This is a genomic window from Allobosea sp. UNC402CLCol, assembly GCF_000745475.1.
GTDB lineage: Bacteria > Pseudomonadota > Alphaproteobacteria > Rhizobiales > Beijerinckiaceae > Allobosea > Allobosea spartocytisi.
In genome coordinates this window covers 174,828-189,160 of sequence record NZ_KN050692.1, presented here as the reverse complement: position 1 = coordinate 189,160, position 14,333 = coordinate 174,828, and the positions used below count along the sequence as shown (strand labels likewise).

Genomic DNA, 14,333 nt, shown 5'->3' with positions numbered 1-14,333 from the left:
CTTTGCACAGGCCACGGAACGAAAAAGGCGCCGTGTTGCCACGGCGCCCTTGACTCGTCGTCCGAGCGGTTCGGCTCAGCGATCGTCGTCGCCGGCCTCGGCCAGCGCCGCGCCGACCTCGAGGCCGAGATCGTCGAGGTCGAACTCCTCGCGGGCGGTGACGTCCTCGCCGGCGGCCTGGCGATGAGCCTCTTCGGCCGAGCGGGCGACGTTGACGGTGACCGTGACGGCGACTTCCGGGTGCAGCACGACCGGGACGGTGTGCAGGCCGAGCGTCTTGATCGGGGTGTTCAGCGTCACCTGGCTGCGGGCGACGTTGAAGCCGTCCTTGGTCAGGGCCTCGGCGATGTCGCGGGTCGAGACCGAGCCGTAGAGCACGCCGGACTCGCCGGACTGGCGCAGGATGGTGACGCTCTGGCCGTTCAGGCGGGCGGCGACGGCATCGGCTTCCGACTTCAGCTCGAGGTTGCGGGTCTCGAGCTCGAGCTTCTGGCTCTCGAAGCGCTTCTTGTTGTCCTCGGTGGCGCGCAGCGCCTTGCCACGGGCGAGCAGGTAGTTGCGGCCGAAGCCGTCGCGGACGCGCACGACGTCGCCCATCTGGCCGAGCTTGGCGACGCGTTCGAGCAGGATCACTTCCATTTGTCTTCTCCTTACAGGTCTGGTCTGGTTTTCAGGATTGGGTAGGCGGAGGCGGCGACGCTGAACGCTTGCGCAGGCCGAACAGCGTGTCGGCGAGCCCGATGAGCGCGAGCAGCGGCGTTAGCAGGGCCTGCATCACGACGAGCGCGACATAGACCGAGATCAGCATCGGCGCCCGCCAGGGGCGGCCGCGCGAGATGTCGTGGAGCAGGCTCAAGCCGCAGAACATGAAGGCGGCGAGCAGGGCGCCCGTGAGGGCCATCGCCGCGACGCCGACGAAACTGCCGAGCGTGGCAAGGAAGGCAGAGGCGAGCAGCAGCAGCAGCGCGGGGCGCGGCAGCGTCGTGGCCGGGATGAAGGGCCAGGGCCGCGGTAGCCGGCCGGAGACCTTCACCGCGCGGGCGGCGAGCCAGAGATTGGCCGTGATCGTGGTGACGAAGGAAGCGCCGATGCCGAGCGGCACGGCGGGTGCGAGGCTCTGCGCCAGCTCGCCGACCTCGATGCCGGCCGGCAGGGCGATCAGACGGCCGCGTACCATCTCGTTCAGCAGGTTCTCGATCATCCGCGCGATCACCGAGCGATAGGTTTCGTAGTCGGTGGTCATCACCAGCGCGCTGCCGACGGTCGCGAGCGCGGCGGTGGCGGCGATCCAGACCATGAGATTGCCGAGCGGGTACCATTCCGTCGTGCCCTGCGCATCGCCGCGTGCGAGCAAGACGAGATAGCCGATCCACCAGGCCGGCAGGCCGATGATCAGGGCGAAGGCGACGCCGCCCGTCGGCGCCAGCGCCACCGCGACGGCGAGCGCGCCCGCGGCCGTGGCGAACAGCCCGGAGCGGTGGTTCCAGCCCAGCGAGGCGATGAAGATTGGGAGAGGAGCGGCCGAGTACAGCAGCGCAGACAGCGGCGATCCGGTGATCACCACTGAGAAGAGCAGGGCCGCAACGAGGCCCGCGCCGATGCCGACAATCGGAATCATGGTCCGTCCTGCTGTCCCGCTGCTCGCTGGCCGTTCTGGCCCGGCAGGGTGAGAGGCGTCTCGCCTCAACGAACCCGGGGGAGTCTCACCGCCGGGCGACTGGTTGATCTTGAACGTGAAAGCCGGAGGCGCCGGGGCGCCTCCGGAAATTCCGAAATCCGCTTAGCGGATCAGCGGATGACGTAGGGCAGCAGGCCGAGGAAGCGGGCGCGCTTGATCGCCTGGGCGAGCTCGCGCTGCTTCTTGGCGGAGACCGCCGTGATGCGGGACGGCACGATCTTGCCGCGCTCGGAGATGTAGCGCGAGAGCAGACGGACGTCCTTGTAGTCGATCTTCGGCGCGCCCTCGCCCGAGAACGGGCAGGACTTGCGGCGGCGGAAGAAGGGGCGGCGGGCGCCGGCAGATGCGGTCGACATGGATCAGGCCCCCACTTCGGCGGTTTCGGTCACTTCGTCGTCACGACGCGGACGGTCACGGCGCGGGCCGCGCTCGAAACGGTCGCCGCCACGCTCGGGACGGTCGTCGCGATCACGCTTCTGGAGCATGGCCGACGGACCTTCCTCCAGCTCTTCGACCTTGATGGTCATGAAGCGCAGGATGTCTTCGTTGATGCGCATCTGGCGCTCCATCTCCAGCACGGCGGCGGAGGGGCCCTCGATGTTCAGCAGCGTGTAGTGCGCCTTGCGGTTCTTCTTGATGCGGTAGCCGAGGGACTTGACGCCCCAGTACTCGACCTTGCGGATGGCGCCGCCATTCGCTTCGATCACGCCCTTGAACTGCTCGACAAGAGCTTCGACCTGCTGCGCGCTGACATCTTGCCGCGCGAGCAGCACATGCTCGTACAATGCCATCTAGATTTGGCCTTTCTGTTTCACCCTGCTTCGCCCGGCGCGGAGCCCTCCGAGCCCTGGATAAGGCCCGACAGGATTTCATCGAAGGCGGAGACACAGGATGACGACTCCATCGAAGTCTGCGCGGCCTTCAAAAAGGCACGCGCCATCCGTTCAGCCTCCGGCCGAACAAGCAGGAGGCGGTCGTTACAGTGTCCGAGCCGCCATGGCAACCGGAATCTGACGGTAAAACCCGCCCACGGAGCGGAAAAGCTGGGCTCCGTGCTTGACTTGGCGGCGAAACCGTTGTGACAGCCGCGTCATAATACAAAAGTTTTGCAGGACGAGGCGTTCCCGACATGACGACAGCGTTGATCTTTCCCGGCCAGGGCTCCCAGGCCGTCGGCATGGGCAGGAGCCTGGCCGACGCCTTCCCGGTCGCGAAGGCGGTGTTCGACGAGGTCGACGCGGCCCTGTCGCAGAAGCTCTCTACCTTGATGTGGGAAGGCCCCGCCGAGGAGCTGACGCTGACGGCCAACGCCCAGCCGGCGCTGATGGCGGTCAGCCTCGCGGTGGTCCGGGTGCTCGAGGCCGAGGCCGGGCTCGATCTCGGGCGCGATGCCGCCTTCGTCGCCGGCCACTCGCTTGGCGAGTATTCCGCGCTGGCTGCGGCCGGGACCTTCTCGGTCAGCGACGCGGCCCGCCTGCTGCGCATCCGCGGCGACGCGATGCAGAAGGCCGTGCCGGCGGGGCAGGGTGCCATGGCGGCGCTGCTCGGCGCCGAGCTCGACCTCGCCCGCGAGATCGCCGCCGCGGCGGCGCAGGGCGAAGTCTGCGAGGCGGCCAACGACAATGGGGGCGGGCAGGTCGTGCTCTCCGGCGCGAAGGCGGCGATTGATCGCGCCATCGCGCTCGCCACCGAGCGGGGCGTCAAGCGCGCCATGCTGCTGCCGGTTTCCGCGCCCTTCCATTGCGCGCTGATGCAGCCGGCGGCCGAGGCGATGCAGGAGGCCCTGTCCAAGATTGCGATGCAGGCGCCGGTCGTGCCGGTGATGGCCAATGTCGGCGCCGCGCCGCTGAGCGACCCGGAGGCGATTCGCGCCTCGCTGGTGGCGCAGGTGACGGGAACCGTGCGCTGGCGCGAATGCGTGCAGGCGATGGCGGCGGCTGGCGTGGACGATTTCGTCGAGCTGGGCAGCGGCAAGGTTCTCGCCGGCCTGGTGAAGCGCATCGCCGCCGGGACCGCCACGGCCTCGGTCGGCACGGCCGAGGACATCGCCGCCTATAAGGCTCGCAAGGGCTGATCGGAAAGGTCCGGAGGAAATCCGGACGCTAAGACGGCAGAACGCCGGAAACGGGGAGTGGACATGTTTGATCTGACCGGCCGCAAGGCCCTGGTCACCGGCGCGACCGGTGGCCTCGGCGGAGCCATTGCGAGAACCCTTCACGCCCAGGGCGCGACCATCGCCATCTCCGGCACCCGGGCCGAAGCGCTGGAGGCCCTGGCGGCTGAGCTCTGCGAGCGGGTCGTGATCGCGCCCTGCAACCTCGCGGACAAGGATTCGGTCGAGGCGCTGCTGCCGAGCGCCGAGGAGAAGCTCGGCGGGCTCGACATTCTCGTCAACAATGCCGGCATCACGAAGGACAACCTGTTCCTGCGCCTCAAGGACGAGGATTGGGACGCGGTCATCGCGATCAACCTGACCGCCGCCTTCCGGCTGTCGCGCGCGGCGGTGAAGTCGATGATGCGCAGGCGCTACGGCCGAATCGTCTCGATCGGCTCCGTCGTCGGCACGATGGGCAATCCCGGGCAGGGCAACTACGCCGCCGCCAAGGCCGGTCTCATCGGCATGTCCAAGGCGCTGGCGGCGGAGGTGGCGAGTCGCAACATCACCGTCAATGTCGTGGCTCCGGGCTTCATCGAGTCACCGATGACGCAGGCCCTGAACGAGAAGCAGCGCGAAGGCATTCTCTCGGACGTGCCGATGGGGCGGCTCGGCGCGGGCGCCGATGTGGCGGCGGCGGTCGCCTATCTCGCCAGCACGGAAGCCGGCTACGTGACCGGCCAGACGCTTCACGTCAACGGCGGAATGGCCATGATCTGAACGGGTTGCGGCGCATTCTGGAAGCGTTCCAGAAGCCGTTCGACGCTCTCGCCACTGTGGACAGGGTGTGTTAACTAGCGCCGTCGCGCTGCCTTTCCGGCTCCTGGGGACTTGACGAAAACCCGGTTGTTGCGTTTGTGCAGGCTTCAAGCTTTCCGGATCGCGTGCATCATCATGATGGCGCGGCGGGTCGGAATGAAGATCCATATGCGCGTCGCAGCTCTGCGGTGCGTTTTCAGTTTCTAAGGAAGAGACCCATGAGCGATGTCGCCGAGCGCGTGAAGAAGATCGTGGTCGAGCACCTCGGCGTCGAGCCCGAGAAGGTCGTCGATAGCGCCAACTTCATCGAGGATTTGGGTGCGGACAGCCTCGACACCGTCGAGCTGGTCATGGCCTTCGAGGAAGAGTTCGGCGTCGAGATTCCGGACGATGCTGCCGAGACGATCGTGACGGTCGGCGACGCGGTCAAGTTCCTCTCGGCCAAGAGTGCCTGATTAGGCGCCTGATCGGGCGCTGATCGACCCAAGGGTCGTTTCATACAGAAAGTCTCATGGCTCCTCGTAGTGTTTCGATGCGGCGCGTCGTCGTGACCGGGCTCGGCATGGTGACGCCGCTCGGTTGCGGCGTCGAACCGACCTGGACGCGGATCCTTGCCGGCGCCAGCGGCGCCGGCCCCATTACCAGCTTCGACGCCAGCGACCTGCCGGCGCAGATCGCCTGCAACATCCCGCGGGGTGACGGCAGCGACGGGACCTTCAATCCCGACGACTGGATGGAGCCGAAGGAACAGCGCAAGGTCGACGACTTCATCGTCTTCGGCATGGCTGCCGCCACGCAGGCGCTGGCGGATGCGGGCTGGAAACCGGAAAGCTACGAGGACCAGACCCGCACCGGCGTCGCCATCGGCTCCGGCATCGGCGGCCTCGGCGGCATCTATGAGGCCTCGCTCCTGCTCAAGGAGCGTGGCCCGCGCCGCCTTTCTCCCTTCTTCATTCCCGGCCGCCTCATCAACCTCGCTGCGGGCTATGTCTCGATCGAGCACGGGTTGAAGGGGCCGAACCATTCGGCCGTGACCGCCTGCTCGACCGGCGCGCATGCGATCGGCGACGCCGCGCGCATGATCGCGCTCGGAGATGCCGACGTCATGGTGGCTGGCGGCGCCGAATCGGCCATCAACCGCATCGGCATCGCCGGGTTCTGCGCCTGCCGGGCGCTCTCCACCAGCTTCAACGACACGCCCGAAAAGGCCTCGCGCCCCTACGACAAGGACCGTGACGGCTTCGTCATGGGCGAGGGGGCCGGCGTCGTCGTGCTCGAGGAGCTGGAGCATGCCCTGGCCCGCGGCGCGCGCATCTATGCCGAGGTCATCGGTTACGGCATGTCGGGTGACGCCTACCATATCACCTCGCCGGCCGAGGACGGCGACGGCGCCTATCGCTGCATGAGCATGGCGCTGGACCGCGCCGGCATCGCGGCGTCCGACCTCGATTACGTCAATGCCCACGGCACCTCGACGCCGCTCGGCGACGAGATCGAGCTGCGCGCTGTCGAGCGGCTGCTGGCGAACGCGCCGAAGCGCCCGTCGATGTCCTCGACGAAATCGGCGACCGGCCATCTGCTGGGTGCGGCGGGTGCCATCGAGGCGATCTTCACCGTGCTCGCCATTCGCGACCAGGTCGCGCCGCCGACGATCAATCTCGACAATCCCTCCGTCGAGACCGACATCGACCTGGTGCCGCATGTCGCCCGCAAGCGCGAGATCGAGTACGCTTTGTCGAACTCCTTCGGCTTCGGCGGCACCAACGCCTCGCTGGTGCTGCAGCGCTATCGGGCCGACGGCTGAGGCTTTCACCGGCCGGCTCGATCACGACCGGGAGGCACCGTGCTCGGGCTCGACCCGAGCATCTTGCGGCCTAGAGGCGCCCTTCTCGGCCGGAGATTCTCGGGCGCCGCGATGCGCTGCCCGCGGCCTTGCCCCGTCCCGACAGCGCGGTTTCGCCATAATCTTGGGTAGAGTTCGCGGCTGATGCTGCTGAAGGCGTGATTCCGCGTTCACAGCGGCGACGAAACCGGCTCTAATGCGGCCCCGGAGCCGATATGCCCGGTTCTTCATCCGGCCGATGCGGACGAACGCATCGTGCCGAGGTCGTCTATCCCGTGCTGCGAGCGCTGAAACTGTGAACGATACGCCCCGCGTCGCCCCAAAAAGCCCGAGCGAGGCCCTCAAGCCCGTAGCGCCTCCGGCGCCGCCGCCGAAGGTGCGCCACCGGCGACGCAGCCCATTCCTCTCCATGCTGAGCGGCTTGTTCACGCTCGCCCTCGTCGGCGCCGGCGTGGTCGGGGCCGGCATCGCCATCGTCTCCAACCAGAGCAAGTCGCCGGGTCCGCTGGCAAGCGACCGCGCGCTGATCATCCCGAAGGAGAGTGGGCTCACCGAGATCGCCGAGCTGCTGCAGCGCGAAGGGCTGATCGAGCATCCGCTCACCTTCCGCATCGCCGCCATCATCGGCGGTGACTGGCACAAGCTCCAGGCCGGCGAATACCTGTTCAAGGCGCGCGTCAGCCCGCAGGAGATCCTCGGCATCATTTCGAGCGGCAAGGTGGTCGAGCATTCGGTCACCATTCCCGAGGGGCTGACCAGCGAGCAGATCGTCGAGCGCCTGCGCGAGAACGACCTGCTGACCGGCGATATCACGCAGATCCCGAAGGAGGGGTCCATCCTCCCGGATACCTATCGTTTCCCACGCGGCTTCTCGCGGCAGGCCATCCTCGACCGCATGGCGCGCGACCAGCGTGTGATCCTCAGCCGGATCTGGGAGCGTCGCCCCGCCGACCTGCCGATCAAGACACCGCAGGATCTCGTCATTCTGGCTTCGATCGTGGAGAAGGAGACCGGCCGCGCCGATGAGCGTCCGCGCGTCGCCGGGGTCTTCATCAACCGCCTGAACCAGAAGATGCGGCTGCAATCCGACCCGACGATCGTCTACGGCCTCGTCGGCGGCAAGGGCACGCTCGGCCGCCCGATCCAGCGCAACGAGATCACACAGGCGACGCCCTACAACACCTATGTCATCCCCGGTCTGCCGCCGGGGCCGATCGCCAATCCCGGCCGCGCCGCGATGGAGGCGGTGGTCAATCATTCGCGCACGAAGGAGCTCTTCTTCGTCGCCGACGGCACGGGCGGCCATGTCTTCGCCGAGACGCTCGACCAGCACAACCGCAATGTCGGCCGCTGGCGCCAGATCGAAACGACGCGCCAGCAGCAGACCGGCAAGCCCCCGGCGGACAGCGTCGACAAGGTCGAGCCGCCTGCGGGCCCCGACAACCGCACCGAGGCGCCGGCGAGCGCCCAGCCAGTCGCCGCGGGCGACGGCTCGGCTCCTGTCGCCCTGCCGGCCGGCGGCGTGGCGGGCACCCGAGCCCGGGCTTTCGACGCCTCGGAAGGCACCCCGCGCGATCCGCTGCTGAACAAGACCTTCGATCTCAACTCGCCCAAGCAGTTGCCGCAGCTCAAGATGCCCTGAGACATTCCCGGGACGGCTCGCCGTCCCCATCTTCCGCGCCGCTATGCTTGCGATGGCTGCGGCGCGCCACTACGGTCCCGCCGCATCGCGCCCGGCGGGGTGGCGGCAAGCGGATCGCAAAGCGGGGATTGAATGGGCATCGAGAGCATGACGGGCTTTGCCCGCGCGGCGGGGACAGCCGGCGTTCACGCCTGGGCCTGGGAAATCCGCAGCGTCAACGGCCGGGGACTTGATCTGCGCGTGCGGGTTCCGCCCGGTTTCGAGGTGCTGGCCGAGGCGGCCCGCAAGCGCCTGACGAGCGCCTTCTCGCGCGGCACGCTCCACGTCAATCTCTCCGTGACCAGCGATGCAGGGCCGCCGCGCCCCCGCGTCAACGAGACGGTGCTCGCGGCCCTGCTGGAGGCCATTGAGAAGCTGCCGCCGGCTGCTGGCATCAATCCGCCGACCTTCGACGGGCTGCTCGGCATCCGCGGCGTGGTCGAATACGCCGATGAGGCTCAGGATGCGCTTGGCGCCATCGAGAAGCCGGCACTCGCCGGCCTCGAATCGATTGCCGAGGCGCTGAAGGAGGCCCGTTCCGCCGAGGGACGGGCGCTGGAGGCGATCGTGCTCGGCCAGGTCGAGACGATCTCGCGCCTGACGACGGAAGCCGAGCGACATCCTGCCCGCAGCCCGGAGGCCATCCGTGCCCGGATTGCCGCCCAGGTCGAAGCCCTGCTGGGCGCAGCCAACGGGCTCGATCCGCAACGCCTGCATCAGGAGGCTGCGCTCGTCGCGGTTCGCTCCGATATCCGCGAGGAGATCGACCGCCTCCATGCCCATGTCGGGGCGTTGCGGGAGCTCCTGGCGAAGGGCGGTCCCATCGGCCGCAAGCTCGATTTCCTCTCCCAGGAATTCGGCCGTGAGGCCTCGACGCTCTGCGCCAAGGCGAACGACCCCGGCCTCTCGCGGATCGGCCTCGACTTGCGCACGGTCGTCGACCAGATGCGCGAGCAGGTCCAGAATGTGGAGTGAGAGATGACGGCCGAGAGCCATCGCCCGGCCCGCCGCGGCCTCATGCTGATCCTGTCCTCGCCCTCGGGCGCCGGCAAGACGACGCTCACCCGTAACCTCAAGAGCGAGAACAATCTCGACCTCTCGATCTCCGTGACGACGCGGCCGCGGCGCCCGTCCGAGATCGACGGCGTGCATTACCGCTTCATCGACCGCAACGCCTTCGACGCCATGCGCCAGCATAACGACCTGCTGGAATGGGCCGAGGTCCACGGCAACGGCTACGGCACGCCGCGCAAGGAGGTCGAGGCTTCGCTGGCGGCCGGGCGCGACGTGTTGTTCGACATCGATTGGCAAGGCACACAGCAGATCGTCAAGAAGGCGCGCGCCGACGTGGTGACGATCTTCATCCTGCCACCGTCGATGGCGGAGCTGCGCTCGCGCCTCGTGCGCCGGGCCGAGGATGCGCCGGAGGTCATCGCCAAGCGGCTGGCCAATGCCCGCGACGAGATCGCGCGCTGGAGCCAGTACGACTACGTCATCGTCAATGACGATCTCGACGCAGCCTACGAGTCGATCAAGGCGATCCTGACGGCAGAGCGCCTCAAGCGCAGCCGCGCGGTGGGGCTCGGCGCCTTCGTCGATCAGCTTCTGGCCGAGGAGCTGCCCTGAAGCTCTGCGGCGAGCGCGTTCGCGAGTCGCACGAAGCCGGAAACCGGCACTTCCTCCGCCCGCGCCGTCTCGGCGAGGCCGGCCGCCGCGAGGATGGGCGCCGGGTCCGGCAGCACGGCCTTCAGGCTCTGCCGCAGCATCTTGCGACGCTGGCCGAACGCGGCCAGCGTCACCCGCTCCAGCAGGCGCCGGTCGCAAGGCTCCGGCTCCTCGCGCGGCAGGAGCTGGACCACCGAGGAGGTGATCTTCGGCGGCGGCACGAAGGCGTCGCGCGGCACGTCGAACAGGATCTTCGTCCGGCAGCGCCAGTTCGCCAGCACGGCGAGCCGGCCGTAATCCGCCCGCTCTTCCGGCGAGGCGACGATGCGCTCGGCGACCTCGCGCTGGAACATCAGCGTGAGCGAGCTCCACCAGGACGGCCAGGGCTCGAGACTGAGCCAACCCACCAGCAGCGGCGTGCCGATATTATAGGGCAGGTTTGCGACGATGCGGGCGCGTTCGCCCTTCAGATGCGACGAGAGATCGACGGCAAGCGCATCGCCATCGACGACCTCCAGTCGCCCCGGATAGCGCGCCGCGATCTCGGCCAGCGCCGGCAGGCAGCGCCGGTCGCGCTCGATGGCGATGACCCGGCCCGCCCCGTTGGCGAGCAAGGCGCGGGTCAGGCCACCGGGGCCGGGGCCGATCTCGACGATCGTCTCGCCGTCGAGCGGGCCGGCGGAGCGGGCGATCCGGCTCGTCAGGTTGAGATCGAACAGGAAGTTCTGGCCGAGCGCTTTCTGGGCCATCAGCCCGTGGCGCTCCACCACCTCGCGCAGCGGCGGCAGATCGTCGATCTGGCTCATGGCTGGCCCGCCGCCTCATGGGCCGCGTCCCGCCGTCCGGCCATGCGCGCGGCAAGCCGCAGAGCGGCGCAGAGGCTGTCAGGCCTCGCGATGCCACGCCCGGCGATGTCGAAGGCCGTGCCGTGATCGGGAGAGGTCCGGATGAAGGGCAGGCCGAGCGTGACGTTGACGCCTTCGTCGAAGGCGATGGTCTTGATCGGGATCAGCGCCTGGTCGTGATACATCGCCAGCGCCGCGTCGTAGCCCGCCCGCGCCCGCGCATGGAACATCGTATCGGCTGGATAGGGCCCGCGCGCATCGATACCCTCGGCCTGAAGCTGCGCGATGGCCGGCTTCACGATGTCCTCGTCCTCGCGTCCCATCGTCCCGTTCTCGCCGGCATGCGGGTTCAATCCGCTGAGGGCGAGCCGGGGGCTGGCGATACCGAATTGTTGACGCAGACCCGCCGCGACGATCCGGGCTGTGTCGACGATGAGCTTCGTCGTCAGCAGCTCCGGCACCCGTTGCAGCGGCACATGGATCGTGACCGGGATGACGGCGAGCTCCTCGCACCACAGCATCATCACCGGCAGAGGCTCGACCCCGCCCTCGGCCGCGAGATGAGCGAGATATTCCGTATGTCCGGGATGCTTGAAGCCGGCCGCGTAAAGCACTGATTTCGCGATTGGATTGGTTACGACTGCGCCAGCCTGTCCGGCCCGGACCGCCGCCACGGCCCGGTCGATCGAGGCAATCGTGGCCGCAGCCGAAACGGCATCGGGCCTGCCGGGCAGGACATCGGCCGCCTGTGCGAGCGGGATCACCGGCAACGCCTCTTGGAAAACCGCGGGGGCCTCCTCCCAGGAGCATTCCCGGATCGGGATCGGCCATCCAAGCCGCTCGGCGATTCGCGCGAGCTGCTCCGCATTCGCGATGCAGGCGAAGGCCGGCAGCGCGCGCTCTTTGCGTTCTTGCCAGGCACGCAGGCTGAGTTCCGGCCCGATGCCGGCGGGGTCGCCCTGGGTCAGAGCTAGCGGCAGGGTCGGCAAGGGACGCTCCGATGTCGCGGAAGCGCGGGCCATTGGACAGCCCGCGTCGCTTTGCTTGAGCCGGATCCGATCAGGTCGAAACAACCCGATCGGTGCATCCGCCTCTCAGATATCGATGGGATCACGCGTTCTAGTTCGAGCCGCCCACGCCGTCGCCGGTCGAGGTTCCGCCGAGGTTCTGGGAATAGCTGATCTCGCCCAGAGTCCGCAGCTCGAGCCGGAACATGACGGTGCGCGTATCCTTCGTCGCGCCGGCCTGCCGGTCGGCATAGCTTTGCGAGTAGCTGACGTCGAAGACCGTGCACTCGTCGGTGTAGTTGATGCCGAGCGAGGTCGAGGCGGTCTGGAACGGACCGGTCGTCGGATAGGCCGGGATGGCCGTCGACGCCGCCAGGGCGGCGGCATAGGCGTTCCGCCAGAGCTCGCGGTCGTATTTGTACTTGTCGAGGTCGAACAGCACGCCGGCCCTGACGCGCCAGTTCGGGGTGACGAGCAGGGAGCCGTTCAGCGAAAGGCCTTCGCGGCGGCGAGGGATGCCGAGATCCGGCTGCGGCTCGTAGCGGGCATAGCCGACCGAGGCCGTGACGACGCCGGTCGAATAGGTCGCCGCGGCATCGATGCGCTGCGCCTCGAAGGTCGTCGAGTTCAGGCGCGTGGCACCGGTCAGGAAGAAGCCCTTCATCGGAGAGACCTGCGCCCGGGCGACGATGTCGGAGCTCGCCGTCTGGAGGCCGGAATCGAGGCCGGTATTGAGCAGGTCGCCGGTCGCGTAGGAATTGCGACCGCCGAGCTGGAACGACTGGCCGACCAGGAAGTTGGCATAGGCTTCCTTGCCGAAGCGGCCGGTATAGAGCGCGCCGACATTGGCGCGTGTGCCGCCCTCGACGCGGTCGTAGCCGGAGAACTTGCCGTTCCATTCGAACAGGTTGTTGGCGTCGAAGACGAGGCTCTGCGAATCCTCGTTGGCGATCCGCAGGCTGTTCGTCTCGTTCGGACGAGCGACGATCTGCGCGACCGGCTCGATGATATGCGTGCCCCAGTCGGTCTTGGCGACGAAGGGGTAGCGGTACATCAGTCCGATCGCCGGCATCACCCGGCCGAAGACCTCGTCCGAGCTGTCGGCGATCGTCGAGACGCGCGAATTGATGATGCCGCTGGTATCCGGGTTGATCGCGAAGACGTCGGCCCGCAGCGAGGCATAGGGCGTCCAGATCTGCCCGATCGGATCGATGATGTTGCGCCGCCACGAGACCTGCGCGGTCGCGCGGGACACGTTGCCCGCCAGCCCGCGCACGAGGCAGTTGTTCTTGTCGTAGACCGCGCACCCGTCATAGAGCGAGTAGCCCGGTGTGGTGATCAGATAGTTCTTCTGTACGGGCAGCTGGGTGAAGGCGGCCGTATCGCGGGTCAGGCTGGTGACGTTGACGTTGAACTCCAGCTCGCCGCCCAGGAAGGACGGCTTGTGGATGCGCTTGTCGTAGTCAAGCACCGGCAGCACCACGGGCTGCTGCTTCTGCCAGTCCTGATAGTTGAGCGGCTGGAAATAGTAGCCGCGCAGGTCGAACCAGGCGGTCGGGCTCTGGCCGTTCAGATAGGCCGTCGAGATCGATTCCTGCAGATAGGTGGTGTTGCTGAAGCTCTCGTTCAGGATGCGGTAGTTCTTGTAGAACCAGCGATCCGTCGACATGGCGGCGTTCCAGCCGACGGTCCAGCGCGGGTTGATGTAGAACTTGCCGGTCGTCTCGACCGAGCCGCGGAAGCTGTCGTCGCCGGGACCGAGCGGGCTGGCGACGAAGGCTCCCTTGTCCTGCTGGAAGATGCCGGAGGCGCGGATCGTGTAGGAGCCGTTCAGCAGCCGGTGGCGCCACTCGACCTGTCCCAGCACGCCCTGGCGCGTGAGGAAGGTCGGCGTCAGCGTGAGGTCGTAGTTCGGCGCGAGATTGAGGAAATAGGGCAGCCCGACGCCGAAGCCGAGAGCCCCGGTATTGATGAATTTTGGCGCCAGGAAGCCGGTCTTGCGCTTCACCGTCGAATCCGGCCCCGACATGTAGGGGATATAGGCCATCGGGATGCCGGCGAATTCGACGCGGGCATCCTCGTAATAGATGGTCTGCTCGGACTTCTTGTGGATGATGCGCGCCGCACGGACCTGCCAGAGCGGCGGCCGCTCCGGGTTGTCCTTGCAGGGCTCGCAGGCCGTGTAGATGCCCTTGTCGAAGACGAAGGTCTCGCCGTCCGTCCGCTCGGCGCGGGGCGCCGAGAAGCGGGTCTTGTCGGGGTTCACCACCCTGAGCGAATCGATGAAGCCGTCACGGAAATCGTCGGTCAGGTTGAAGCGGTCGCCGGTGATGACGCTACCGTTCGATTCGGTGATGCGCGCATTGCCGATCGCCGTGACGCGCTTGTTCGCCTGGTCGTAGATGACCTTGTCGGCTTCGATCGTGCGGCCCTGATAAAGGATCTGCACGTCGCCGACGGCGGCGACGGTCTTCTTGTCGTTGTCGTAGACGAGTTCACGCGCATCGACGACCATGCGGTCCTGCGGCTTGGCAGGCGCTGCGGCTCCCGCCGCCGGCTTGCCGCCTGCCGAGGGCTTGCCCTGGGCGAAGCCCGGGCCGGCCAGCAGGAAGGCGAGGCTGGAGGCAAGCGCCGTCGCCGCAGCAAATCGTGCCACGCTCGTCACGCCTTGACCCATCCGTGAAACGCAAAATTAACCAT

At 67.6% G+C, this 14,333-nt stretch carries 14 protein-coding genes; 7 read left to right on the top strand and 7 right to left on the bottom strand.

Annotated features, from left to right (window positions below; translation table 11 throughout):
- Nucleotides 1–75 precede the first annotated feature (75 nt).
- From rplI to rpsF, 4 genes are all read right to left on the bottom strand, one after another.
- Entirely contained in the window at nucleotides 76–639 is a 564-nt protein-coding gene (gene rplI / locus GY40_RS23395; RefSeq protein ID WP_038367650.1) for a 50S ribosomal protein L9, read from the bottom strand.
- Between the two features lie 31 nt (nucleotides 640–670).
- Nucleotides 671–1,618 (bottom strand): DUF2232 domain-containing protein, encoded by a 948-nt coding sequence (locus GY40_RS23390; RefSeq protein ID WP_038367647.1) that lies wholly within the window; start codon nucleotides 1,616–1,618, stop codon nucleotides 671–673.
- A gap of 170 nt (nucleotides 1,619–1,788) precedes the next feature.
- On the bottom strand, nucleotides 1,789–2,034 hold the full coding sequence (gene rpsR / locus GY40_RS23385; RefSeq protein WP_038367644.1) for a 30S ribosomal protein S18: 246 nt from the start codon (nucleotides 2,032–2,034) through the stop codon (nucleotides 1,789–1,791).
- Between the two features lie 3 nt (nucleotides 2,035–2,037).
- Nucleotides 2,038–2,469: a 30S ribosomal protein S6 gene (rpsF, locus tag GY40_RS23380; RefSeq protein WP_038367640.1), complete on the bottom strand. Its 432-nt coding sequence runs from the start codon at nucleotides 2,467–2,469 to the stop codon at nucleotides 2,038–2,040.
- A 338-nt stretch (nucleotides 2,470–2,807) separates the two neighbouring features.
- On the opposite strand from rpsF, the gene fabD reads away from it, so the two are divergent.
- The 7 genes from fabD (at nucleotide 2,808) to gmk (ending at nucleotide 9,742) form a co-directional block, all read left to right on the top strand.
- The gene (gene fabD / locus GY40_RS23375; RefSeq protein WP_038367638.1) at nucleotides 2,808–3,752 is read left to right on the top strand and encodes an ACP S-malonyltransferase; all 945 of its coding nucleotides are present in this window, start codon (nucleotides 2,808–2,810) and stop codon (nucleotides 3,750–3,752) included.
- Nucleotides 3,753–3,815: 63 nt separating this feature from the next.
- The gene (gene fabG / locus GY40_RS23370; protein WP_038367635.1) at nucleotides 3,816–4,553 is read left to right on the top strand and encodes a 3-oxoacyl-[acyl-carrier-protein] reductase; all 738 of its coding nucleotides are present in this window, start codon (nucleotides 3,816–3,818) and stop codon (nucleotides 4,551–4,553) included.
- Between the two features lie 257 nt (nucleotides 4,554–4,810).
- A complete protein-coding gene (locus GY40_RS23365) occupies nucleotides 4,811–5,047 on the top strand; it encodes an acyl carrier protein (protein WP_038367632.1) in 237 nt (78 codons plus the stop codon).
- A gap of 77 nt (nucleotides 5,048–5,124) precedes the next feature.
- Nucleotides 5,125–6,396 carry a beta-ketoacyl-ACP synthase II gene (fabF, locus tag GY40_RS23360; protein ID WP_038367631.1) on the top strand — a complete coding sequence of 424 codons (1,272 nt, stop codon included), beginning with the start codon at nucleotides 5,125–5,127 and terminating at the stop codon, nucleotides 6,394–6,396.
- A gap of 448 nt (nucleotides 6,397–6,844) precedes the next feature.
- The gene (gene mltG, locus GY40_RS23355; protein ID WP_248311269.1) at nucleotides 6,845–8,077 is read left to right on the top strand and encodes an endolytic transglycosylase MltG; all 1,233 of its coding nucleotides are present in this window, start codon (nucleotides 6,845–6,847) and stop codon (nucleotides 8,075–8,077) included.
- A gap of 132 nt (nucleotides 8,078–8,209) precedes the next feature.
- A complete protein-coding gene (locus GY40_RS23350; protein WP_038367628.1) occupies nucleotides 8,210–9,091 on the top strand; it encodes a YicC/YloC family endoribonuclease in 882 nt (293 codons plus the stop codon).
- Between the two features lie 3 nt (nucleotides 9,092–9,094).
- Nucleotides 9,095–9,742 carry a guanylate kinase gene (gene gmk, locus GY40_RS23345; RefSeq protein WP_038367626.1) on the top strand — a complete coding sequence of 216 codons (648 nt, stop codon included), beginning with the start codon at nucleotides 9,095–9,097 and terminating at the stop codon, nucleotides 9,740–9,742.
- Here gmk and rsmA read toward each other — a convergent pair.
- The 3 genes from rsmA to GY40_RS23330 form a co-directional block, all read right to left on the bottom strand.
- Entirely contained in the window at nucleotides 9,715–10,587 is an 873-nt protein-coding gene (gene rsmA / locus GY40_RS23340) for a 16S rRNA (adenine(1518)-N(6)/adenine(1519)-N(6))-dimethyltransferase RsmA (protein ID WP_038367624.1), read from the bottom strand. The genes gmk and rsmA overlap by 28 nt on opposite strands.
- Nucleotides 10,584–11,615 (bottom strand): 4-hydroxythreonine-4-phosphate dehydrogenase PdxA, encoded by a 1,032-nt coding sequence (gene pdxA / locus GY40_RS23335; protein WP_248311268.1) that lies wholly within the window; start codon nucleotides 11,613–11,615, stop codon nucleotides 10,584–10,586. The genes rsmA and pdxA overlap by 4 nt, the downstream gene beginning before the upstream one ends.
- Before the next feature lie 130 nt (nucleotides 11,616–11,745).
- Entirely contained in the window at nucleotides 11,746–14,298 is a 2,553-nt protein-coding gene (locus GY40_RS23330; RefSeq protein ID WP_248311267.1) for an LPS-assembly protein LptD, read from the bottom strand.
- Nucleotides 14,299–14,333: the final 35 nt, after the last annotated feature.